Origin of the sequence: Campylobacter gracilis (assembly GCF_018374135.1) — a bacterium.
Lineage (GTDB): Bacteria > Campylobacterota > Campylobacteria > Campylobacterales > Campylobacteraceae > Campylobacter_B > Campylobacter_B gracilis_A.
The window spans coordinates 131,369-155,991 of the sequence record NZ_JAHAFS010000002.1 but is presented as its reverse complement, the minus strand read 5'-3'; the positions used below and the strand labels follow the sequence as shown (position 1 = coordinate 155,991).

At 49.2% G+C, this 24,623-nt stretch carries 18 protein-coding genes; 9 read left to right on the top strand and 9 right to left on the bottom strand.

Annotation, left to right across the window (positions count from 1 at the left end):
• Position 1: 1 nt before the first annotated feature.
• The 3 genes from KH703_RS01795 to ychF are packed head-to-tail and all read left to right on the top strand — an operon-like array spanning position 2 to position 3,158.
• The gene (locus KH703_RS01795; RefSeq protein ID WP_297960895.1) at positions 2-619 is read left to right on the top strand and encodes a DedA family protein; all 618 of its coding nucleotides are present in this window, start codon (positions 2-4) and stop codon (positions 617-619) included.
• Positions 594-2,054, top strand: coding sequence for a leucyl aminopeptidase (locus tag KH703_RS01790; RefSeq protein WP_304293610.1), 1,461 nt, complete (start codon positions 594-596; stop codon positions 2,052-2,054). The genes KH703_RS01795 and KH703_RS01790 overlap by 26 nt, the downstream gene beginning before the upstream one ends.
• On the top strand, positions 2,055-3,158 hold the full coding sequence (gene ychF / locus KH703_RS01785; RefSeq protein ID WP_304293608.1) for a redox-regulated ATPase YchF: 1,104 nt from the start codon (positions 2,055-2,057) through the stop codon (positions 3,156-3,158).
• 695 nt (positions 3,159-3,853) lie between these two features.
• Here ychF and recG read toward each other — a convergent pair.
• The 5 genes from recG to KH703_RS01760 all read right to left on the bottom strand — a co-directional run bounded on the left by recG (position 3,854) and on the right by KH703_RS01760 (position 11,593).
• Positions 3,854-5,509: an ATP-dependent DNA helicase RecG gene (gene recG / locus KH703_RS01780; RefSeq protein WP_304293647.1), complete on the bottom strand. Its 1,656-nt coding sequence runs from the start codon at positions 5,507-5,509 to the stop codon at positions 3,854-3,856.
• A gap of 1,778 nt (positions 5,510-7,287) precedes the next feature.
• On the bottom strand, positions 7,288-8,547 hold the full coding sequence (locus KH703_RS01775) for a pitrilysin family protein (protein WP_304293606.1): 1,260 nt from the start codon (positions 8,545-8,547) through the stop codon (positions 7,288-7,290).
• Positions 8,548-9,091: 544 nt separating this feature from the next.
• Positions 9,092-10,141 carry a dehypoxanthine futalosine cyclase gene (locus KH703_RS01770; protein ID WP_304293605.1) on the bottom strand — a complete coding sequence of 350 codons (1,050 nt, stop codon included), beginning with the start codon at positions 10,139-10,141 and terminating at the stop codon, positions 9,092-9,094.
• Positions 10,134-10,676, bottom strand: a complete 543-nt coding sequence (locus KH703_RS01765; RefSeq protein ID WP_304293604.1) for an NfeD family protein — start codon at positions 10,674-10,676, stop codon at positions 10,134-10,136. Before KH703_RS01765 ends, KH703_RS01770 begins: the two co-directional genes overlap by 8 nt.
• Entirely contained in the window at positions 10,673-11,593 is a 921-nt protein-coding gene (locus KH703_RS01760; protein WP_304293601.1) for an SPFH domain-containing protein, read from the bottom strand. Before KH703_RS01760 ends, KH703_RS01765 begins: the two co-directional genes overlap by 4 nt.
• Positions 11,594-11,711: 118 nt before the next feature.
• Between KH703_RS01760 and KH703_RS01755 the strand changes: the two genes are divergently transcribed.
• A complete protein-coding gene (locus KH703_RS01755) occupies positions 11,712-12,902 on the top strand; it encodes an MFS transporter (RefSeq protein WP_304293600.1) in 1,191 nt (396 codons plus the stop codon).
• Between the two features lie 10 nt (positions 12,903-12,912).
• Here the strand turns inward: KH703_RS01755 and KH703_RS01750 are convergent, their stop codons facing one another.
• The 4 genes from KH703_RS01750 to murJ form a co-directional block, all read right to left on the bottom strand.
• The gene (locus tag KH703_RS01750; RefSeq protein WP_304293597.1) at positions 12,913-14,064 is read right to left on the bottom strand and encodes an MFS transporter; all 1,152 of its coding nucleotides are present in this window, start codon (positions 14,062-14,064) and stop codon (positions 12,913-12,915) included.
• A 525-nt stretch (positions 14,065-14,589) separates the two neighbouring features.
• Complete coding sequence (locus tag KH703_RS01745; protein WP_304293595.1) at positions 14,590-16,311, bottom strand: ABC transporter ATP-binding protein; 1,722 nt, start codon at positions 16,309-16,311, stop codon at positions 14,590-14,592.
• A gap of 1,011 nt (positions 16,312-17,322) precedes the next feature.
• Positions 17,323-18,753: a cysteine--tRNA ligase gene (gene cysS, locus KH703_RS01740; protein ID WP_304293593.1), complete on the bottom strand. Its 1,431-nt coding sequence runs from the start codon at positions 18,751-18,753 to the stop codon at positions 17,323-17,325.
• Positions 18,740-20,137: a murein biosynthesis integral membrane protein MurJ gene (gene murJ / locus KH703_RS01735; RefSeq protein ID WP_297997867.1), complete on the bottom strand. Its 1,398-nt coding sequence runs from the start codon at positions 20,135-20,137 to the stop codon at positions 18,740-18,742. Before murJ ends, cysS begins: the two co-directional genes overlap by 14 nt.
• Before the next feature lie 80 nt (positions 20,138-20,217).
• Here murJ and KH703_RS01730 point away from each other — a divergent pair, with 80 nt between their 5' ends.
• The 5 genes from KH703_RS01730 (at position 20,218) to ruvA (ending at position 24,608) form a co-directional block, all read left to right on the top strand.
• Positions 20,218-21,321, top strand: a complete 1,104-nt coding sequence (locus KH703_RS01730; protein WP_304293591.1) for an ABC transporter permease — start codon at positions 20,218-20,220, stop codon at positions 21,319-21,321.
• Complete coding sequence (locus KH703_RS01725) at positions 21,318-22,088, top strand: ABC transporter ATP-binding protein (RefSeq protein WP_304293589.1); 771 nt, start codon at positions 21,318-21,320, stop codon at positions 22,086-22,088. The genes KH703_RS01730 and KH703_RS01725 overlap by 4 nt, the downstream gene beginning before the upstream one ends.
• A 473-nt stretch (positions 22,089-22,561) precedes the next feature.
• The gene (locus tag KH703_RS01720) at positions 22,562-23,491 is read left to right on the top strand and encodes an MlaD family protein (RefSeq protein WP_177389034.1); all 930 of its coding nucleotides are present in this window, start codon (positions 22,562-22,564) and stop codon (positions 23,489-23,491) included.
• 2 nt (positions 23,492-23,493) lie between these two features.
• Positions 23,494-24,057, top strand: coding sequence for a hypothetical protein (locus tag KH703_RS01715; RefSeq protein WP_005870378.1), 564 nt, complete (start codon positions 23,494-23,496; stop codon positions 24,055-24,057).
• Positions 24,054-24,608 (top strand): Holliday junction branch migration protein RuvA, encoded by a 555-nt coding sequence (ruvA, locus tag KH703_RS01710; protein WP_304293585.1) that lies wholly within the window; start codon positions 24,054-24,056, stop codon positions 24,606-24,608. Before KH703_RS01715 ends, ruvA begins: the two co-directional genes overlap by 4 nt.
• Positions 24,609-24,623 lie beyond the last annotated feature (15 nt).

Below are 24,623 nucleotides of genomic sequence, written 5' to 3'. Positions count from 1 at the left end.
TTTGGAAGAGCTACTTAAAAATTTACTGCAAGAATACCACCAATACGCCTATATCGTGCTTTTTGTTTGGTGTATTTTAGAAGGCGAAATCGCGCTGATTTTGGGCGGTATCATGGCGCACGAGGGGCACATAAATTTGCCACTAGGTATCTTTGTCGCGGGGCTTGGGGCATTTTGCGGCGATCAGTTTTATTTTTATATCGGTCGCTACAACAAAAAATATATCAGTAAAAAGCTCGCGGCGCAGCGCCGAAAATTTGCGATCGCGCATCTACTTTTGCAACGCTACGGCTGGCCGATAATTTTAATGCAGCGCTATATGTATGGCTTTCGCGTCATCATCCCGATGAGTATCGGCATCACTCGCTACAGCGCAAAGAAATTTGCGATTATCAATCTTTTTAGCGCTTGGTGCTGGTCGGGTGTAACGATGGTTTTAGCGTGGTATTTTGGCGAGGAGATCTGGAGCGGGCTGCGATTAATCGAGCAACACTGGTATTTTGCGATACCTATCATAGGCGGAATTTTATATCTATTTTTTAGATTATTTAAACGTATGGAAAATCACTTTATGAACTCACGAAAGGAACGAGATGAAAGTAAAACTGCTAGATCGTAAAATTAACGAGATAGAGGCGGATTTTGAAGTTATTTTGGTCGTGGACAAAAATTTAAATCACGAATTTATTAAAGATGCGGATAAGTTTGCGCTCTTTAACTATAAAGGCGAGGGCAATCTGCTGCTTGCCGAGAGCGGGCGGCTGTACGTCGGCGTTAAGGCGCTAGAATATGACCGCGTCCGCACAGCACTTGCAAGCGCATACAACGCGCTTAAGGGCTATGCGATCAAAAATTTTAAAATCGCCTTTTACAAATGCGGCTGCGACCGCAGAAGCACGATGGCGATGGTCGAGGGCGTGCTTTTGGGCGGCTATGAGTTTAATAAATACAAAAGCGAGAAGAAAAACTCCAGCTTGAATGAAATTTTAATCTCGACGCAGGAGTATAGCGGAGCTAAGCCTGACGTGCAAAAGATGAACTACGGCGTGCAGCAGGGTACCGTGATGGCAAACGCCGCAAATTTTGCGCGCGACGGCGTCAATGAGATCCCTGAAATTTACACGCCCGAAAAGATGGCGAGCGAGGCTGAAATTTTGGCGTCTAACTACGACGACGTGAGCGTTAAAATTTACGACGAGGACTTTTTGCGCGAGCAGAATATGAATGCGTTTTTGGCGGTCAATCGCTCCAGCGCTCATCCGCCGCGCCTCATCCATCTTATCTATAAGCCGCAGCGCTGCCTAAAGCGCGTCGTTTTCGTCGGCAAAGGGCTTACTTACGACAGCGGTGGGCTAAGTCTGAAGCCAAGCGATTATATGCTTACGATGAAAAGCGACAAAAGCGGCGCGCTTGCTGCGATGGGCATCATCAAGGGCGCTGCCGAGCTTGAGCTGCCGTTTGAGATACACGCGGTTATCGGCGCTACCGAAAATATGATCGGCGGCGATTCGTATAAACCCGACGACGTGCTGCTTAGCCGCAGCGGTGTGAGTATCGAGGTGCGAAACACCGACGCGGAGGGACGGCTCGTGCTTGCCGACTGCCTAAGCTACGCGCAGGATCTTGCCCCCGATCTGCTAATCGATATGGCGACGCTTACCGGCGCTTGCGTCGTGGGGCTTGGCGAATACACGAGCGGCATCATGGGAAATAGCGAGGAGTTAAAACGTAAATTTAAAGATCTTAGCGGCTGCAGCGGCGAGCTATTTAGCATTTTGGAATTTAACGATTATCTGCGCGAGCTAATTAAAAGCAGTATCGCGGATGTCTCCAACTGCGCTTCCAGCAGATACGGCGGCGCGATAACCGCGGGGCTATTTTTAGATAAATTTATCAAAGACGAGTATAAGGACAAGTGGCTGCACCTTGATATCGCGGGTCCTGCGTATCTGGAAAAGGCATGGGGCTATTACGCTGCGGGCGCGACGGGCGCGGGCGTGAGAGCAAACTTATATTTTTTGCAGGCTCTAGCCAAAGAGCTGAAGGACGCGTAGATGGGGCTTTCAGTAGGGATCGTAGGGCTTCCGAACGTCGGTAAATCCACTACATTTAACGCGCTTAGCGGCGCGCAAAACGCGCAGGCGCAGAACTATCCATTTTGCACGATCGAGCCCAATAAAGCGGTCGTGCCCGTGCCGGATGCCAGGCTCGGTAAGCTAGCACAGATCGTTAAGCCCGGTCGCATCGTGCATTCGACCATCGAGTTCGTCGATATCGCGGGCCTCGTGCGCGGAGCTAGCAAGGGCGAGGGGCTGGGGAATAAATTTCTTTCAAATATCCGCGAGTGCGAGATCATCCTTCATATCGTGCGTTGTTTCGAAAGCGGCGACATAACTCACGTCGAAGGCTGCGTCGATCCTATCCGCGACATCGAGATCATCGAAACCGAGCTTATTTTAGCAGACATCGAGCAGCTTGGCCGCAAGATCGAGCGCCTCGGTAAAGAAGCTAAAGCAAATCAAAAGGGCGCTAAAGAGGCGCTAGCCGTGGCAAACGAGCTTTTAGCGCATCTAAACGACGGCAAGCCCGCTTCAAATTTTGCGCTCAAAGAGGACGAAAGCTACATCGCTTTAAATCGTGAGCTGCGCCTGCTTAGCGCCAAAGATGTAATCTACGGCGCAAATGTGGACGAAGACGGCATCTCGCAGGATAACGAATATGTCGCGCGCGTAAGAGAATACGCAAACGCCCGCGGCGCGGAAGTGATCAAGCTCTGTGCCAAGATCGAAGAGGAGCTCATAGGGCTAAGCGATGAGGAGACGCACGAGATGCTGCAAAGCCTGGGCGCGCAGCAAAGCGGGCTGGAGTTAATCATCAAGCGCTCCTTTGCGAAGCTCAGCCTCATCAGCTACTTTACCGCTGGCGAGATGGAGGTGCGCGCGTGGACGATCACGAAGGGCTGGAAGGCTCCGAAGGCCGCGAGCGTGATCCACAACGACTTTGAGCGCGGCTTCATCCGCGCCGAGGTGATCGGATTTGATGATTTTATCGCGTGCGGCGGTGAGAGTAGGGCGAAAGAAGCGGGCAAGATGCGTCTTGAGGGCAAGGACTACGTCGTGCAAGACGGCGACGTGATGCACTTTAGATTTAATGTTTAAAATTTGGTTTTAGGTGCGTTGAAATTCGGTCTGCGCTAGCTTTAAAATTTTGTAAATTTTAGCTCAAACGCGGGCTAAATAAATTTTGATTTTTGCGAGTAGCGGATTTTGGCTGAAATTCGCATCGCTAGAACAAAACGAGACGCGCGCTAAAGCCTAGTTAAATTTCACGGCGAATTTTAGAGGACTTTGCTTGTGCTAAAATTTTACGCAAGTAAAGTTATCCGCGCAAAATTTGCGCTTAAATTCGCCCGGCAAAACATGTCTAAGAAATATTTCCTAAATAATGCGCCAAAATTTATACACGGTAAAAACTGCGCGTAAACGTAAATTTAAAGGGCAAAATTTTACTAAAGATCGCAATAGCTCGTATCTGCGCGCGATAGTATTTGAGTTCTGCATCTAAATTTACGGCTTGTAAATCGGTGCCTAGCGATTTTAATTCATAATATAAAATTCTGTGCGGCACGAATACTGTGCGCGTAAAGATCTATCGGAGTGGGGGACAGCGAGGCGTCTATTCGCGACGACTTGCTACAGTTCGCTCGCGACGCGCGATATTTTTAAAGCAAAGCGATGATGGGCACGTGCAAATCACGCGCCCGGGCGCCGTCGTGCACAGAGGAGCTTCGCCTAAAAATCGTGCTCGCCGAACTGTGTAAGCTGCACGCACGCGATCTTTGTAGTCGCTCGATCTAGTGCGCCCTTAATTCTTTTAGTCGCTGCTTTGCCGCCGCCGTCACGTCCTCTTCGTAATCATACCACGCAAACATCGCGCCGTGCTGCACCGAGCCGCCCAGCAGATCGCCTCCCTGGCGGTTTTTCAGATCGATATTTGCGACCTTAAATCCATCCAGCGTCGCTGCGAACTTGCGCAGGCGCTGCGGCGGGGATTTGAGCTTGGTGTAGAGGTAGCAGCGCCCCGCCTGGCCTTTGCGCCCGACGCGCCCACGAAGCTGATGAAGCGACGCGAGCCCCATCCGCTCGGCGCCCACGATTAGGATTATGCTAAGCCGCGGCAGCGAGATGCCCACTTCGACGATCGTTGTAGTTATCAGCAGTCGCCCCTCGTCGCGGAAGCGGCGCAGGATCGCCTCCTTGTCCTTGTCGCTGCCGTGGGTAATCATCACGTCTGCAAACTGAGCCTTCCAAAACGGCGCCGCTTCCTCAAGGCTTTGATAGACTGAACTCTTGCTTTGCTGCACTAGCGGATAGACGATGATCGCTTGATTGCCCGCGGCGAGCTCGCGGCGCAGATCCTGCATAAAGCCCGCAAATCCGTCGTTTTGTAGGATTTTGGTTTTGATACGCTTTTCAAACGGCAGCTGTTTTAAAAAGCTAAAGCTCACGAGCTCGGATTGGATCATACTCAGCGTGCGCGGTATCGGCGTGGCGCTAAACTGAATGAAATGCGCGCGAAACTCGCCGTTTTCGGTGAGGCGCGCGATCTTTTCGCGCTGGTTGGAGCCGAAGCGGTGCTGCTCATCGACCATTATAAGATTTGACGGCGCGAGCTCGTGGTAGAGCAGGGCGTGAGTGCCGATGATAAGGTGCGCGCCTGCGAAATTCGGCTCGCGATCGCCGCTTTTTACGAGCAGGACTTTGATCTGCGGCGGCAGCAGACGGCGCGCCTCGGCGTAAATCTGCTCGGCCAAGATGCTCGTAGGCGCCATCAGATAGCTGATGCGCGGGTAGTTCATCGCCGCGCTCGCGAGGATCACGAGCGTCTTGCCGCTGCCTACGTCGCCCATGACGACGCGGCGGCGCGCTAGAGGGCTTTGCAGATCGCTAGCGATGTCCTTTATCGCGCTTAATTGATCGCGCGTAGGCTCAAAAGAAAGCGAGGCAAACCAGTCTGAAATGTCGTGTAGCGGGTAAATTTGCGCCGGGAAACTCGTTTTTTTCGCGCTTAGCTTTTGCAGGTAGTTTAGAATTTCGACAAATTTCAGCGTGCGTAAAATCGCAGCACCGCTCATTTGCGTGACGGCTGCGGCTCGGACGGCCTCGGCGGCGCTTGCGGTCTGAGCGATCGTAGGTTCTGCGGTTGCGGTCTGCACGGCTACTACCGTCTGAAGCTTTTCGGTCTGGTTGCACGCAGGCTGCACGCCTGTAGCTTGTGCGCTCAAAGTTTGGGTAGTCGCGGCTTGCGCGCTCGCTACTCGGCTTGAAGTTTGGATTGCCGTAGGTTTTCCACTTGCTTCTTGAGTTTGGGGGGCTACGGGTTGCAAATCTGCAATTCGAACGTCTGAAGTTTGAACCGCTGCGGGTTGCGTATCTACGTCTTGGGCGCTTAAATTTTGTTGCGCGGTTTGCTCGGCTACGGACTGCTCAGTTGCGACATGCTCTAGCATGGATTGCGCGGCTGCAGCTTGAGTGTCTGCTGGTCGTGCCGCTGTTTGGGCGATGGATACTAGGTCGTTTGAAATTTTATCGCTGTTCGCTGCCGCTTCATTATCGGCTTTGAGGTCGTCCGAAATTTCATCCTCACGCGCCTTCGCGCCGTATGCGGCAAGAAAATTATCGTCGCTTTGGACGTCAAAATTTTCGTCATTGTAAATCTCCGCGCCGCACACCCAAGGTTGATCGCCGTATAACATTTCATCGCTCGCAATCTCGCCGCCACGGAGGCTTGGGAGGAGTGAAGTCTCCGCGCCCTTTGAAATTACGCCGCTTAAAATTTCATTCGCCGCGCCGCGCCTTGCTTCGCAGGCAAGAATTTTATCGCCTTGCGGATGGACTGAAATTTTGTTGCCCAAAATTTCATCATTTTTTGATCTGCCGTTTAAAATTTCGGCGGCTACCGAGCTTTGCGAGCTTGGAATTTCTCCGTTACCTAAAATTCTGTCGTCATTTAAAATTTTATCGCTGCTTGAAATTCCGCCATTTAAAATTTCACTGCTGCTCGGAATTCTGTCGCTGTTTAAAACGTCGTCGCGCTCGCCGAAATTTTCCGCGCCGCCCTCTTTGAGCTGCCTATTTAGCGCGGCTAGCATTCGCACGCTGCGCGGCGAGCTCTCGTGTAGCGCGAGCAGTACCGCCGCCTCGTCCGCGCGCAGCCCGCAGGCTAAAAGCGCGTCCGCGCTTAGATATTTTTTAATCAGGTTTTGCGCTACCGCGTCGCTCAGCGCGGCTTTGTATTTGGGCGCGATCCTGCCTACTTCGCTCACGATTTTTGGGTTTACGAACTGCCACGAGCCGAAGCTCTCGTCGCATTTGCCGTGGATGAAAAATTTTTTGCCGCGCTTAAAAGCGCCGAAGTGCCAGCTTTTGGCGTTGAAGATCACGATTTTGATCTCGCGCTCCCAGCTGAGGCAGTGCGCCGTTACGATGAGCATCGAGCCGCGCCTGTGCTGGAAGAGGCACTCGACCTCCGCCGTGCTCTCGCCCGCGCACGGCGCATCCCCCACGCTCAGATCGTCGAAGCTTTTGGGCAGAAGCAGCGCCAGATCCAAAAGCGTCGTGATGCCCGCCTTTTGCAGCGTCGCCGCGTCTTTTGCTTCAAAAATCAATTTTCATCCTTTAAATTTGATAGGCGTTTAAGCCCTTACGCTGTGAAATTTTACGCGCTGAAGCGAAATCGCCCGCCTAAATTTGATCGAAATTTTACGCGCTGCATCGAACGTTTGCTTAAATTTGGCCGAAATTTCGCCCATTGCGACAAATTTACTCGCCGGCTGCGCCTGTAAATTTTGCCGCCTTGGGCGTGTTTTGTTTAGCGACCGTGTCTTTGCGGCGCGCACCGGATTTTAAACATAGCGCGATCGCTTTTGAAATTTCACGGCGCAGTTTGCGAACCGTACGATCCGAAAGAGATGCACGCGTGCATCATCTTTTAAATTTCACAGCGCGGCACACAGACGGCGTGCGAAATCGAGCTTTGATTTTGTGCGCTGAAATTTTACCGAGCCGCGCACGGCGCCTTTAAATTTAGCCGCCCTTATAAGGCTCGCAAATTTAGCCGTTTCTGCAAAGCCTCACAAGTTTTAGCGCGACGCAGGCGCGGTTTTAAATTTAAACGCACAAGCCGTCCGCAAACGCAGCGAAAAAGTAAAATTTAGCGCTGCCCGCGCCGCTTTATAAATTTAAAATTTACTCACTTGTCCCGACCGCAGATACGTGCCGCGACGGGCTAAAATTTAAGCCCCTTTTTCGCGGCGGCCTCGTCGCAAATGACGGAAAAGCTTAGGTTCATGATCTCGTCGTGCGACTTGATGAAATCGTTGAGCGCCCCGAGTTTTAGCGTCTCGATGCGCTTTAAATTTCGCTCGAACTCGCCGAATGCATAGCCCTTGTAATACTCGCTCTGTGCGATCGCCGCGCGCTTAAACATCGTCTCTTTTTGCAGCACTGCGCTTCCGATTAGGAATTTTTTAGCGCTTTTCAGCTCCGCTTCGCTCACGCCCGAGGCGATAAATTTCGCGATCTCTTCTTTTACGAGCGCGGCGGCGTTTTGCAAATTTTCGTTTTTGGTCTGCAGATAGCCCCAAAACTCGCGGCGGCTAAGCTCGAAATCGCCGCGCGCATAGACCGAGTACGCAAGGCCGTGCTTAACGCGGATGCGCTCCATCAGCCTGCTGCCGAAACCGCTGCTTCCGAGCACGAAAAGCGCGGTGTTTGCGATGAACTCCTGCTCCTTTGGCAGCGTAAAGGGCGCGCCGAAGTAGATGTAGGCTTGCTGCGTCTGCTCCTTTTGGATCTTTATTTTTTTCGCATCGCTCGGCGTGAAAAACGGTAGCTCGCGCTTTTTGCTGCTTGAAAAGAGGCTTAAAATTTCTACGATTTTCGGGTTTTTGTCGCTCACGTCGCCGCATAAAACGACGTATAAATTCTCTAAACTCAGCGAGGCGAAAAACTCCCGCACGTCCTTCATCGTGATCCGCTCTACGCTCGCCTCGTCGCCTATGAGCGGCTGAGCGAGCCTCGTGCGCGGATACAGAAGCGCTTTTAGGTTGCATGTCGCGATGTAATCGAACTCGCTTTTTAGCACGGCGATCTCGCCTATGGTTTGCATTTTTAGCTTTTCTAGCACCGAGGGCGTTAGATTGGGCTCTTTAAGCAGCTCTCGCAGCATGTCTAGGCCGAAATCGAAGTGCTCTTTTAGGCAGTTTAGCTGGATGCCGAAGGTTTCAAAATTGCTCGCGGTGCTGATTTCGACCGCGCGGATATCGAGCTTGCGGTGAAATTCGCTCACTCCTAGCGTCTTTGAGCCCTCGCCCAAAATGCCCGCGCAGATGCGCGCAAGGCCCAGGGTCTTCTCGCTCACCGCGCCGCTTGCTTTAAAAATTAGCTTGAAGCTCGCCACCGGCAGCGAATCGTCGAACTGATACAAAAAGTCGATTTTAGCGCTTTTGCCGCCTTTGGTCTTAAGTGAAATCTCTTTTTTTTCCATCGTTTTCCTTTATAAAATTTTTAAATTTCATCGTTCTTTCAGGCGCGGTTTTAAAATTTTGACGCAGCCAAGCGCGCCACTTTTTAAATTTGCGCCGGGGCTCGCTTTTAAAATTTCGTGCCAAGGCAGTTTTGCCCGTTCTACTTTAAAATTTGAAATTTAATCGCGCCGCATTTTTGTAAAATTTCAGCGCCTGAAACAGCGCGCCGTATTCGCAGTATGAGACGAAATATATTCGCACTCAAATACGGCAAGCGTTGTAAGCGCAATGTCTCTCACGCGCCGTCTCCGCCGCATTTATCTTGCGGCGTATAATTTCGCGTCCGAAAAATTCTAAGGCGAAATTTCGCAGCAAAATGAAATTTTACCGCGCAAATTCCGCTTGCGCCAGTAAATTTAAACCCGTACCGATATCAAAATTTTAAATTTCGTTGCAAAATTCCATGATCGCAAAAATTCGCTATCTGTTTTAAGACAAAATTCTACCGCTAAATTCTAGCTGTAAGCGCATAAATTCCTGCCGCAAACGCGCAAAAGCCCGCATCTAAGCGTACGTCTCCAAAATATCGTAGTTGGTGTTACGCTTGGCGGGTATTTCGCCTACGTCGCGGATCAGCGCTATCATCTCGTCCTTGCTCATCCGAAAGCTCGCGCCCGCCGCCTTTACGACGTTTTCCTCCATCATCGTGCTTCCCAGATCGTTCGCGCCGAATTTCAGCGCCAGCTGCCCGATGTAGCTGCCCTGCGTGACCCAGCTGCTTTGGATGTTTTTAAAATTATCCAAAAATAGCCGCGAAACGGCGAGTAGGCGCAGGTAGCGGTTTGAGCTTTGTTTTTTGATCTCTGGATGCTCGCGCAAAAGGCGGGTGTTTTGCCCCTGAAAGCTCCATAAAATAAACGCTCGAAAGCCGCCCGTGCGGTCTTGCAGCTCGCGGATTTTATCCCAGTGCTCTACGATCTCACGCGTGCTCTCCAGCGTGCCAAACATCATCGTGGCGGTCGTTTTCATGCCGATACCGTGCGCCTCCTCGTGCACTTTAAGCCACGTGGCGCTGTCGCTTTTGCGCGGCGCTACTAGCTCTCGCACGCGATCGCTTAAAATTTCGGCTCCGGCCCCCGGCATTGAGTAGAGCCCCTTGGCTTGCAGCCTACGAAGTACTTCAAGCGTGCTGATGCCGCTAAGACGCGCGATATAATCGATTTCGATCGCCGAGAAGCCGTGGATCGTGATGCTGGGGTAATTTTTGTGGATGAACTCCACCAGATCCTCATACCATTCGATTTTTAGCTTCGGATGAACGCCGCCTTGAAATAAAATTTGCGTGCCGCCCACGGCGATGAGCTCCTCGATCTTTTCGCTAATCTGCTCAAAGCTCAGCACGTAGGCGTCCGCCTCGCTTGCGTGGCGGTAAAATGCGCAAAATTTGCAATCTACCATGCAAGCATTGGTGTAGTTTATGTTTCGATCGATGATGAAGGTCGTGACGCGATCCGGGTGCAGCTCGCGCTTGCGCGCAAACGCCGCGCGCCCAAGCTCGTTTAGATCGGCGTGCTCGATCAGCTCTAGCGCCTCATCGGCGCTCATTCTAGCCATTGGCTCCCTTTAAATTTGCATCGCTTGCGGCGGCGTTGGAATTTTTATCGTCGGCGCTCGTGCTATCCGCGCCGCTTAAATTTGCGTCGCCGCTATTTAAATTTACGCCGTCTGCACCGCTAGAATTTCGACTGCTATCTTTTTTAACCACGATCTGGCCGTTTTTTACGCCTAAAATTTCGACGCGGTCGCCTTCGTTAAGCTCTGAAATTTCATCGCTTTTCCAAAACGTACCTTTGAAATAAACCATACCGTTTTTGACGGTGCCTATGCCGCTTTCGTCTAAAAAGTTATCCTCATGCTTCTCTTCGGGCTTGAAAAAGCGTGATTTTAGCGGCCTTTTAAGTGCGATCAGAAGCACGAAAGATAGCACGAACGAAAGCAGAATTTGTACGTCCCAATCAAGATGAAAACCGAAGCTCAAAAGCCCCGTGATGAAAAATCCGGCGCTGAAAAATATAAAGGTAAAATCCATCACCAAAAGCTCGACGATCGCCAAAATCACGCCGATTATGATAAAAATCAGCGCGTTCATTTGAGCTCCTTCGCGCCGTTTTTGCCGAGGAATTCTTTAATCACGCTAAGAGAGCCTAGAAGCTCGCTCGTTTCGTAAGGGATCAAAATTTTATCTTTGCTCGGGTTTTTGGACAGCTCGCTGAAAGCGTTTACGCGACCCTGCGCGAGCAGGTATTCCGCCGCAAAGCTGGAAGCGCTCATCGCTAAATTTATACTGTCCATCGCGTCTTTTTGACCTTGCGCGAGCGCGATCTGCTCATATTTTTTAGCATCCGCCATACGCTCGATCGCTTCGGCTTCGAGCACCTTCTCCTGCTTTAGTGCTTCGGCGTTTCGGATGAGAGCTGCTTTTTCGGCCTCGGCTTTAAGCTCAATCGCGCGCTTTTCGCGCTCGGCTTTCATCTGCATATTCATCGCCTCTTCGATGCCGTGCGGTACCGAAATTTCGGAAATCTCCACGCGCATGATCTTTACGCCCCAGTTGTCCGCGGCGTCGCCCAGAGCGATTTGCAGCTTGGAATTTAGCTGATCGCGCGAGCTAAGCGTGCTGTCTAAGCTCATCTCGCCGATCGCGCTACGTAGCGTCGTCATCGCTAAATTTGAAATCGCACGGCGGTAGTCTTCGACGTTGTAAAGCGCCATCTTGCCGTCGATGACCTTCAAAAACACGATACCGTCGACGCTTATGTTGACGTTATCTTTGGTGATGACTTGCTGCTTGCTGATGTCCACGAGCTGCTCGCGAACGCTCATCTTCGCGCGCACCGCGTCAAAAAACGGCACGATAATGTGAAAGCCGCCGTCGAGCACCTTGTGGAAGCGACCCAGCCGCTCGATAATTAAAATTTCCGATTGAGAGACGATCTTAACCCCCATCTTTAGAATTGCCGCGATGAGGACGCAAAATACTATTACCGTAGTTACGAACCCTTCCATTTTCACTCCTGAATTAAAATTTCGCAATTATAGCATTTTTAGCTTATTTTGGCTTTTAAGGCGCGTCGTGATACAATTTCGCTAGATTTTTTATATTAAATTTACGGGATAAAATTTTATGATCAGATACATCGTGCTGCTTCGCCATTCACGCAACTACCGCCTGCTCTTTTCGGCGGGTTTTATATGTATGTTCGGCTTATGGTTTTCGGTCGTCGGGGTCGCTACGCTGCTTATTGAGCTTGGCGCGCCGGTGTGGGCGATTACGGCGGTGGGCGTCGTTTCGTTCGTGCCGAACGTTTTTTTAGCGCCCATCAACGGCATCATCGTGGATAAATTTCAACCAAAGCCGCTGATGACGGCGATGTTTATAACCGAGATGATCAGTATTTTCATGCTGATTTTTATCGATAGTTTGGATTATTTGTGGCTGTTGCTTCTGATCGTAGTCGTGCGCAGCGTCGCAGGCACGCTGTTTTTTCAAACCGAATCATCTACTCTGCCGAAATTTCTAAGCCGTCCTTATCTCAAGCTTGCTAACGAGATGACGGGCATTATCTGGACGATCACATATACTTTCGGAATGGCGAGCGCGGGTATTTTTATCCACTATCTCGGCGTGCGAGCGGCATTTATTTTGGATTTTTGCTTATACGTTTTTTCATTTTTTATCCTGCTGCGGCTAAATTTTAAAGACCTTGCAAAAAACGCGCCAGGGTCTGTGTTTAAGATGCTAAAGGAGGGCTTTTCTTACCTGCGCTCGCATCCTTTGGTGGTGCATCTCATCGTCCTTCACGCCTTCGTCGCCGTCACCACCTACGACAATCTCATCGCGCTTCTTGCGAAGTATAAATACAAAGAAATTTTAAGCGCCTCGCTAGTCATCGGGCTTATGAATATGTCGCGCTCGGCGGCTGCGTTTTTCGGACAGATATGGCTAAGCAAGATCGTAAATAAACATACGTTTTTTTGGCTACTGCTGGGGCAGTTTGCGGGCATCGCGCTGTGGGCGGCGCTGGAGTTTAACTACTGGCTTTCGTTTGCGGGCATGATCGCAGCGGGATTTTTTATCACGACGGTGTGGTCGTATTCTTTTACGCAGCTGCAAAGCCACGTCGATAGGGAGTTTTTCGGGCGCGTTATCGCCTACAACGACATGGCGTATTTCATCGTCGCGACGCTCGTGTCGGCTGCGATCGGATTTTTTTTCGAGCTTGGATTTTCGCTTTCGCAAATCACATTCGGCATGGGCTTTATGTTTGCAATCGCGGCGTTTTATTATAAATTTTTGATCTACGAAAAAATTTAAAATTTTAAAGCTATCTTTTAGGCGCGATCTCGGGACGGAAAATAGCAAATATAAATAAAAAGCTCATCGCTGCGAAAAATACCCAGATAAAGCCGTTTGCGCCTAAAAATTTCATCATCGCGCCGATTATCAAAGGCGAGCAGAGCGACGCGCTCGAATAGATAAAGAGCATCGCCGCCGAAATTTGTACGCGAGATGCGCCCTCGCCGGTGATGGAGTCGTTTGCGCGCGCGATGGCAAGTGAATATAAAGGAAAGGCGCCAAAGCCCAGCAGTAGCGCAAGTGCGCACGTTAGGATGAAGCTTTTGGCAAAAAATAGCGCCGCGCAGGAAGTAAGACCCACGACGCAAACTATCATTATGGCGCGTTTGCGACCAAACTTATCTGAAATAGTACCGCAGACGAGCTGCGCTAAGAAACCTCCTGCCATCGCCGATCCCATAAATGCGCCCACAGAGCCGACTCCAAACCCCGCGCTTAGCACGAAAACGCTCGCCATCGAAAAAAAGCCGTTAATCAAAATGCCCGCGCAAACCACCGTCGCAAACGCAAGCGGCGGCACGATCGAAATTTGCGGCATCGAAACTCGCATGCGAGCGGGGACTCTAGGAGGATTGAAGCGGATTAAATTTACCGGTAGCAGCGCTAGGATGATAAAAAATGCGCTTAGCACGAAAACTTTCATCGTTCCGAAATTTAGCGCCAAAATTATAACTCCTATCGCAAACGCGCCGTAAAAAACCGCTTCGTAGATCGCGAGCACGCGGGAGCGGATGGAGTTTGTGATCTTTGAGTTTATCCAGCTTTCGATTATCATCAAAAGCGCGTAGTAGCAAAAGCCCAAAATAAAGCGCAAAATCGCCCAATATACGAGGTTTGAGCCAAGATCATGCAGCATTGCAGCAATTCCGAAAAGTGCCGTAAAGACCGCGTATGCCCGCACGTACGAGAGCGCGCCGATTATCGAAGGCACGAAAAAACCGCTAAAGATCGCGCCTAAAAAGAAAAACGCCGAAATTAGTCCGATCTCAAGCTCGCTGTGGCCGGATTCTTTTAGCATGATGCCCGCGCTTGCGATGACTAGCGCGTCGCCGATAAACATAAAGAAAATGCCCAGAAATAGGGGGCTTAGAGAGCGTGCCGCGCGCATGGATTCAAACAATGACTTTTCCTTGGAATTAAATTTGGCGTTATTGTAGCCTTTTATTGATTAAAGCTCGGTTTTTATATAAAAATATTTGAAAAATTTCGATTCTGATAGGGATTTTAAAAAGATGCGAAAATTTATAAAGGAAAATAAAGCCAAAATTTTATCTCAGATGCCGAAGATCAAGTGCAGGTAGTGCGCCGAAAAGCCCAGCGCGCGATAAAATTTTACCGCAGCGAGTTTAAAACGGCGCCGGCATTTAAATTTAGAGGCGGGCTCGCAACGAAGCGCTGAAATTTCAAGATAAAATTTTAATCCAAAAGTTAAGCTCCGGCAGTCGTGCCTCGTCGCATCAAAGAGACGAGCTTTATTAAAAAGCACTGCAGCCAAAGCGACGAGCTGCTAAATTCCCGCGCGCGGCTAAATTTCAAGGTAAAATTTCAATTTTTGCGGATAAATTTATGCGGCTTGCTTCAAAGATAAAATTTTAAAATTTCATAGAGCAAAACCGGGGCGCAAAATGGGTAAAATTTTAAAGCTCTAACCGTTTTGCATAATCCCCTTTAGGCTGCGATACTCCTCGCATTCGCCCGTCAGCTTCGCGTCGGTGCCGATGGCGAGAATGCGGCCGTTTTTCATCACGGCGATATTATCGGCGCGCTCGATCGTGGAGAGGCGGTGCGCGATTACAAAGACGATTTTGCTTTGTTTGATCTTTTCGATGACGTTTGAGATCTCCTTTTCGCTTGCGTTATCCAGCGCCGAAGTCGCCTCGTCGAATATTAAAATTTGCGGGTCCTTATACAGCGCGCGCGCGATTGCGATACGCTGGCGCTGCCCGCCGCTAAGATTTGCGCCGAACTCGCTAAGCACGGTGTAAATTCCATCCTTCATCGAGCTTACGAACTCATAGGCGTTGGCGAGCTTGAGCGCCTCTATGACGCGCTGCTCGTTAAATTCCGCGCCGTAGCTTACGTTTTGCGCGATCGTGTCGTTGAAAATATAGACGCGCTGGCTTACGAGGCCGATATTTTCGCGCAGGCTAGGGATGCTAAACTCGCCGATCTCGTCGTTGCCGTTGAATAAAATTTTACCGCTACTTGCGTCGTAAAAGCGCATCAGAAGGTTCACGACCGAGCTTTTGCCGCCGCCGCTGTTTCCGACGAGCGCTAAAATTTCGCCCTTTTTGACGCCAAAGCTTATATCTTTCAGCGCCGCTTTGTCGCCGTAGTTTAGCGACACGTCGCAAAAGCTCACCGAGCCTATCTCGCCCATCTGCTTGCCGCCTCCGACTATCGTAGGCTCCAAGTCGATCAGCTCAAACGTCCGCTCGCTCGCTGCGATGGCGTCTTGCATGTTGTTGTATAGCGAGGAGACCTTTTTTATCGGCGTGTAAACCATAAAAAGCGCCGTAAGGAAGCTGAAAAAGCTGCCGATGCTCATTTGACCCGCGATGACCTCCTGCCCTCCGACGATGATCACCACCGCGATGCCCACGGCGCCTAGCATCTCCATGATCGGGCTTACTAGACACGTCGTTACGACCGCCTTTAAATTTAGACCGAAAAATTTCCTGTTTTCGGCGTTAAATTTCTCCACTTCAAAGCTCTCGGCGTTACTTGCCTTGACGATTTCGATGTTGGAGTAAATTTGACTGAGCGCCGAGGAGATATCGGAGGTTTTTTCTTGAGACTCGCGCGAAATTTTTTTCATCCGCTTTGCAAGGCGCGAGAGCGGATATATCGCGCACGGAAAGACCACGAGCGCGAAAAACGAAAGCTTTGGGCTCTGATAGATCACGACGCCCAAAAGCCCCAAAATCGTAATGATCTGCGTGAAAAAATCGGGGATCATATTCGAAACCACAACGCGGATACGCTCTATGTCGTTGATCGTGCGGCTGATGAGCTCGCCCGTACGGAAGCGGTTGAAAAAATCCACGTCCAGCCGCACGAGGCTTGCGACGAGCCTGTCGCGGAAGCGGCGCACCGTGTCTTGACCGATGAAGGCGGTGAAGTAGTTTTGCATAAACGCGCCGCCGCTTTTCATCGCGAAAACCACGATGATCGCGATCGGAAGCGTATAGAGATACGGCTCGTTTTTTTCGACGAAAATTTTATTTAAAACGGGCTCGACCAGCTTCGCGCTCGCAGCAGTCGCCACGCTCGTCATCACCATACCCAAAATCGCCAATGCAAACTGCGGCTTGTAATCCCTAAAATAGGGCTTAAAGCGCGATAGTAAAGTTTTAAAACCGTTCAAATACAATCCTTTTTTATAAAATTTTTAAAATTTAAAATCCTGAAATCCCAAAATTTATGAAATTCTGAAATTCTTGAAATTTTAAAATTTAAAATCTCAAAAATTCTGAAATTTTAAAATTCCTTAAATTTTAGAATTTCGACCGCTAGGCAGCACAAAATTTATAGGGTGGCGCGGGATTAATTTGCGCTTCGCAAGCTCACTAAATCAACTCACTCGCATGCGGTGACCGTGCGGACGACGCCGAGATTTAGCTTTTTTGTTTGCCGCTTTTAAAGCGTTAAGTGCTTAAAGCAAGCGAGTTTTTATTTATCGCGATCTCTAAACACTTTCGCACGCCATTTTTTTAAAACGCTGAACGCTTTGAGGCGTCATAAAGCACTCAAAGGCCGTATCGTAATATAATATACATCGCGTATTGCGACTTCGCATCGTCGCGCCGCATTGCGCTTTCGCACACCGCGCTACCGAATGAAAATCGCAGCCTGCCTTGTGCATTCGCCACTATATCAGCAGCGTTACCGAATGAAATCGTGACTTTCGTCGCTGCACACACACGTATAATATCGCCGAATAAAAATCGCGCCGAAATTTGCGCGTCGCCGCAGCGCATTCCACTGCACTTAGTTGCGTTAAAATTTACGCACAGGTGCGCCGCAGTGCTGCTTTCACTGCGCTGCGACACAACTCTGCATCGCCAATTGTCATAAAAAATCGCACTGAAATTTACGCACAGCCAGGCACGTAGCGCCACCGCTGTACCGCGCTATATCGCGCCGCCGTATCAGCTGCGCCGACGAATGAAAATCGCTATCCGCCTCGCGCTTCTGTCGTCGCGTCACGTCACACATCGCTCCTGCACCGTATCGCTAAATAAAATCGCGCCGCGGCATAGCAATGCTTCAGATAAAAATCGCACTAAAATTTACGCGCGGATTAGTATTCGGATTTACGCTTTGCATCGTAAAAGTCATAAAATTTAACGTAAAATTTTGCGCTAAATTTTACGTTTTACTCCGCTGCGACTTCCCAAACTGTGCCGCCAGGCGTATCCATTACTTCGATCTTCATATCCGTAAGGCGCGCCCTGATGGCATCCGCGCCCGCAAAGTCCTTTTCCGCTTTCGCCTGCGCGCGCTGTTTGATCAGCTCCTCTATCTGCGCTCTTTGCTGCTCGCTCACACCGAAGCGAAAGTATTCGGTCTCATCCTCATATAAAATTCCAAGCGTCTGCTTTGCAAACTCCAAATTCGCAGCGATACGGGCTTTTAGCGCCTTATCTTTTGGCGCGCGATCTAGCGCTTCGTTCGCGCTTGCTACGAAGCTATCAAGCACCGCAAGTGCACCTGAAGTATTGAGATCGTCGCTTAAAAACTCCATCATCTCCGATCTAAATTTAACCTCCGCAGCAGGCAGCTCAGACGCAGAATTTTGTCCTGCAGCGGGAGCTAGAACGTCACGGACACGCTTTTTAAGGCGGTAAATTTTATCTAGCCTCTTTTTGCTCGCAAGCAGATCGGTCACCGAATAATTAAAATTTGCCCTGTAATGCGAGCTTAAGAGATAAAATCTCAGCGCCTCACCGGGTGCGATTTTTAGAGCGTCTCCTACAAAAAAGGAGTTGCCTAGGCTCTTACTCATCTTTTCGTTATTTACCTGCACGAAGCCGTTGTGGAGCCAGTATTTGCTTAGCGCTCTATGGCGGGCGCAGCGGCACTGCGCGGCTTCATTTTCGTGATGCGGGAAGAGCAGATCGGCGCCGCCTGCGTGAATGTCTATGCAAAATTTCGCGTCTCCGCTATCAAGGTGCGCCAAAATCATCGCTACGCACTCGCTGTGCCAGCCGGGGCGCCCTTTGCCGAATGGGCTATCAAACCAATTCTCGTCAAATTTCCACAGCACGAAGTCCTTCTCATCGTGCTTGGCATCGTTTGAGGCGACGCGGGCGATGTTTTTGCCGGCGCCCTCTTTTTTGCCGCTAAGGCTTAGATAATCCCAGTCCTTGCGCGTGTCGAAGTAGATACCGTCACCAGCGATCTCATAGGCAAAGCCTTTTTGAAGAAGCGAGGATATGAGCTCGCAGATCGCAGCGATATTTTCGGTCGCCTTGGGCGAAATGCTCGCGTCCGCGACGTTTAGCGCGCTCATATCCTGCAAATATCTGCGGGTGTAAAATTCCGTGATCTCCTCGAGGCTCTTGCCGCTCTGCTCCATCTTTTTTAAAATTTTATCGTCGATGTCGGTGAAATTTCGCGCAAATTTTACCTCATAGCCCTCTGCTTGCAGTACGCGGCGCAGCAGATCGAAGCTCACGGCGCTTTTTGCGTGCCCAAGATGCGCGTCGTCATAGACGGTCGGGCCGCAGGCGTAAATGCGCGCCAGCCCCTCGTTAATGGGCTCAAACGGGAGCTTCTTTTTGCTCAAACTATCATAAATTACCATAATACAAGCCTTTTAAAATGTATAAAATCGCCGCTTCGCCCGCACAAAGCGCTGCGATCGCAATAATTTTTTTTGCGCGGATTATAGCCAAAAAGTTATTAAATCCAAAAAAATAGAGGTTGAAGCCGAGTAGAAACGCCCCCGTTATCGTGCTTGCAAACGCAAGCCCTACGGCTCCAAAGGGTTTAAAAAACAGCGCACACAAAGCGACGTTTATAAAGACGCACCAGATCGAAATTTTCGCGCTTAGCTTCTGCTTCATATTCGCATACAGCCAGTGCGAAAAAATCCTAGACAGCCCAAACGGCACGAGCCCTACCATATATGCGCCAAGAACCGCGGCGCATTCTATGGAATTTTGACGGGTAAATTCTCCGCGCTCAAATAGCAGCTGCGTGATCTCGTTTCGCAGCATCACGCCGCCTATCGCAGAGAGTCCGAGCAGCGCCAAAAGGAAGTAAAATCCGCGCTCGACAAGCGCCAGAGCCTGCGCGTCGTCGTGAGCTTTTACGAATTTGCTCATGCGCGGAAAGATCGCTGTGCTAAGCGCGATCGCAAAAAGCGCGAGCGGCAGCTGAAATATGCGGTTGGCGTAGTAAAGATAGCTGATACTGCCGCTAGCAAGGAAGCTCGCAAAGAAGGTATCTATAAACGAGCTTAGCTGAAGTGCCGACGCACCGAGTACGCCCGCGAAAAAATTTTTATAAAAGCCCTGCGTTTGCGCTTTATCGCCACGCGCAAGCCGCGCAAAGCCGCCAGCCAAGACGCGCAGCATACCGGTGAACTTCAGCGCATAAACGTGCACCGCAAGCTGTAAAAGCCCGCCCGCTACGACGCCGAAGCTAAGATAAAGCACCGCCGTAGCGCCGTCCTTACCGCGAGCTAGCAGAAGCGCCGCGATCATCGCCAAATTTAAAAGTGCGGTCGAAAACGCCGTCGTAGCGAAGTGGTCGCGATACTGAAGCAGCGAAGCAAAGAGCGTAACGACGAAGATGAACGTGAGATAGAAAAAATTTATCCGCACGTACGGCACCGCAAGACCGATCTGCTCGGCGCTAAATCCGTATGCCAAAACTTTGGTAAAAACGGGCGCGGCGAGCAGCACGAGCGCCGTTAAAAGCGCGATGAAAATGCTAAATTTTATTAGCACCGCTGCGGCAAAAATTCCTTTTTTACGCGCGGCGGTAAAGCTGGGCAAAAACGCCTGCGTAAAAGCTCCCTCGCCGAATAGTCTGCGGAAAAGATTGGGCAGTTTAAACGCTACGAAAAATAGATCGCTGTAAATTCCCGCGCCCAAAACCGATGCGGTAAGCAGGTCGCGCACAAAACCCAAAACTCGCGAAACCAGCGTGCCTGCGCTATTTGTAAAAAAGCCTCTGAGCATAAATCTCCATTAAATTTTATAAAATGCCAAGGTTGATTATATTATAATTTCCCCTATTTTTTGATTTTGGAGAGAAATTTTTGCGGAATTTAGCCTTTTCGCTCGAAAGCTCGGGCGGGAAAAATACCCTATCGCTACGCGGGCAGTGGAACTACAAAAGCTCGCGATCGCAGCTGCTTGCACTAAAAAAAGCGGTAAAAAATCTAAACGAGCTGGAGCTAAGCTTAAGCGAAATTTCAAATTTAGACTATTTCATGGCGCTGATGATCAAAAACGCCCTTGCCGGCAAGCGGGTAAGCCTTGTGGAGGATAGCTGCAAAGCCGCCAAAATTCTAAGCTTTATGGATGATAAAACGATCGATTTTAGCTATGTACCCGAATCTCGTAGGCTAAATTTTTTAGCGCAGATTGGACTTTATTGTCATCTTGGAATTCTAGGCTTGCTAAGCCTTGCTAGCTTTTTGGGCGAGTTTTTTTCCAAACTCGCGGCTTTTATAATTCATCCGATGAAATTCCGTTTCAAAGAAACCGTAAATTTCATCAAAGATAGCGGAATAGACGCGCTTTTCATCGTCTCATTGACGGCATTTTTGATCGGTATCGTGCTTGCTTACATAGGCTCGGATATGCTTTCTAAATTTGGCGCCAGCATCTACATCATCGATATAATGGGTGCTTTGACGCTTCGTGAGGTAGCGCCTCTAATCGCCGCTATCGTTATCGCGGGTCGCTCGGCTTCGAGCTTTACGGCACAGATCGGCGTGATGAAGATCACCGAAGAGATCGATGCGATGAGGACGATGGGCTTTGATCCGTTTTATTTTCTTGCGATGCCGCGCATTATCGCGATGGTACTAATCATGCCGCTAGTCATTTTTATCGCAGATTCGGTAAGTATTTTTGCTCAGATGATCGTGTGTGACGCGTATTTAGACATAGCCTTTAGCAATTATTTGGATAGATTTAAGGCTTCTGTAGAGCTTAGGCATTTTTTAGTGGGTATGATTAAAGCGCCGTTTTTCGGGGCATTCATCGCTATCATCGGCTGTATGCGGGGTTTTGAAGTCAAAGGAAATACCCAAAGCATCGGCGAATACACCACCATTAGCGTCGTAAACGCGATATTTTGGGTTATCGCGATCGACGCGGTATTTGCAGTTTTGTTTTCGGAAATCGGGTTATGAGCGAGCAAGTGCAATCTAGCGAAAGCGCTAAAATTATAGTCGCGCGCGATGTTACTACTGCATACGGATCGCGCGTTATGCACGATTGTGTGAGCTTTAGCGTCAAAAATGGCGAAATTTACGGCTTCCTAGGCGGCAGCGGAAGCGGTAAAACGACGTTAATGAAAACCCTTATATTTTTAAAACGTCCGCAAAGCGGCGAGATTAAAATTTTCGGGCGCGATATTTGGCGCGCGAGCGAGGCGGAGCAAAACGAGATCCGCCTAAAATGCGGCGTGATGTTTCAGTTTGGCGCGCTTTACAGCTCGATGAGCGTGCTCGAAAACGTAGGCGTTCTGCTGCGCGAATACTCTAAATTTAACGAGCGCGAGATAGATGAGCTATCGATGTTTTGGATCCAAAAGGTGGGGCTTAAAAAGGAAGCCGCCGCGCTTAGACCAAACGAGCTTAGCGGCGGTATGAAAAAGCGTGTAGCGCTGGCTCGCGCGCTAGCACTTAGCCCTGAAATTTTATTTTTGGACGAGCCAAACTCGGGGCTTGATCCGCTCAGCGCCAGAGCCCTTGATAGGCTTGTTTGCGAGCTTAGAGACAGCCTTGGCGTCACGGTCGTGATGGTGACGCACGACGTGGATAGTATCTTTGACATTTTGGATCGATTTTTGATCGTGGATAATCAAAAAATTGCCTTTGAAGGAAGCATAAAAGAGATTTCAAACATGGAGAATAACCCCCTTGAAGAGCTATTTAAGATGCGGCAAAGGGATTGAGCTTTGAAATTTATCTAGCCAAAATACAGATCGCGGCAGGTAAAATTTAGATAGATAGGAGCTAAAATTTTAAAATAGCGGCGGGAAAATTTTAAATTTTAAACCTAGCGAGGAATTCCAGGCTCCGCAGAGCTTAAATTTTTAAAATTTAGACATTAGCGGCTCAATTGAAATTTTAAAATTTAGGCGGGTCGCATTTAAGGGCGCATTATTGGATAGCGCATAAATTTTGAAATTTTAGCGAACAAACCGCGCTAAATTAAACCGGGACGGCAAAATTTTACGCTAAAATACGGCGCGGTGATATTTTGAAATTTCAAAATGCACGCTAAGCTTTAAAATTTAAACTCAGATAATTCTGCGAATTTTGCGGCTATTTGAGAAAAAGCTAAGTTTTAAAATTTAAGCCCAAATGGCTATTTTAAGGCATATCGCAGGGCTTAAATTTTATGCTCTGAAATTAGGAGAAAAGATTGGAAAATAGAACTTCATACACGATAGTAGGCGCATTTGTTATGATCTGCGTCGCGGCTCTTACGGCGTTTATGTGGTGGATGCTTACTAAGACCGACCGCGGCGAGAGCTACCGCTCCTACTATATCCACACAAAAGAGCTTCCCGTAGGCATTAAGGAGAATTCTGAGGTTAAATTTATCGGCGTAAATGCGGGCATCATCAAAAGTATCGACTTTGCCGATATCGAAAATGCGATTATTGAGATTGAAATTTCAGTAAAAAGCAAGCTACCGATCTCACAAGATAGCGTCGCTAAGGTAGAATCTCAAGGCATCAGCGGAATCGCGTTTATAAATATCACGAAAGGAAGCGGCAAGCTTTTCCCACCGAATGATAAAAAGCCGATAATTGCGCTGGATAAAACGCTTCTTGATAAAATCGGCTCCAAAGCCGAAGTCATCACCGATAGCGTGAGTGAGATGATCTTTAAGATTAACGGGCTGTTGTCTAAGCAAAATACCGATAAAGTGGATAGAATTCTATCTTCGATGGATAAATTTAGCGCCGAGCTAAGCGATGAGAAAAAATTCCAAAGCCTAGACGCGCTGCTTGCTAACGTAAATACTCTCATAGCAAATTTAAACGAGCGCGAGAAGGAGCTAGACGCGCTGCTAGATAATCTAAACGCTTTTGCCGTGAGTGCTGCCAATCTATCGAATTCGCTGGATAAAACCGCAGGCATTATCACTAAGCGTATCGATCGCGGCGAGTACAATCTAAAAGCGATCTTGGATCCTACGCTTGAGGAGGCAAAAAACACTCTTGGCGAGCTCAAAAAATCGCTTAGAGAATTCCAAGGCGCGATGTTTAGGCTAGAGGACAATCCTTACGATTTCTTTTTCAAAGACACTTCTAAAGGCGCGGATCGCGACGATAAAAAGGAATAAAGATGAAAAATTTTATAAAGTTTACGCTTGCTGCGACGCTAGCAGCGATATTTTTAGGCGGCTGCTTAGCTAAGCAGGCTAAGCCATACACCTACTACGAGCTGCGTTATGATCAAAAGCGCTGCGTAAATCCTAGCGGTGCGCGCAAAAATATCTTTATCGACACCATTACGGCGACAGATCTCGTCGATAGGCGGGATATTTTAATAGTGGATTTTAGAAACCGAACGCGGTTCGCAAGCGACGCCAAATTTATCACGATGCCTAGCGAAATGGTATATAAGGCACTGCTTGATGCGGCATTTTCCACTTGCTCGCTAAATCCGATCTTCGTGCCAAAAGAGCGGGATTTGCGCCTAAAAACTAGTATCGTAGCGCTTCAGATCAATAACGATCAGGCAACCGTCACGATGGGGTATGAAATTTTAAATTCTTTAGAAAGTATAAAATCTGGCATCGTTACTAAGCGCGTTTTCGTGCCTGATCCTAGCTCGCAAAGCATTTATAATGCTCTAAATTTAGCGCTTAATGAGAGCATAAATGAAATTTTAAAGGCTCTTAGATGATAGCGGCGATCGAAGGAATTATCACGCGCAAGGAGCCCACTGCTTGCGTCATTAAATGCGCTAGCGGCGTGAGCTACGCTCTTTCATTGTCATTAAATACCTCCGCGAAGCTCGCGCAGGGCAAGCTGACCGAGCTTGCGTGCGTACAAATTCTGCGCGAGGATGCCGATTTGCTGTATGGGTTTTTAGACGAGAGTGAAAAAAGGATGTTTGAAACCCTAATCAAGCTTAGCGGTGTAGGTGCAAGCACGGCGATGGCAGTTTGTTCGACGCTCGCTCCGCAGGATTTCGCGCGTTGCGTAGCTACGGGGGATGCTGCGACGCTAACTTCAGTTCCGGGTATCGGCCCAAAGACCGCTAGACGGATCATTGCTGAACTGGGCGATGCGAAGCTAATGGAATTCGGTCCTAGCGAGACTTATAAAAACGAAGCAGCGTCCGCGCTACAAAGCCTTGGATTTAAGCGCGATAAGATCAATCAAATCTTAGCGGGATGCAGTAGCACAAATACGTCAGATCTTGTCAAAGAGGCGTTAAAAAAATTAGCGTAGAAAATAAAATTTGAA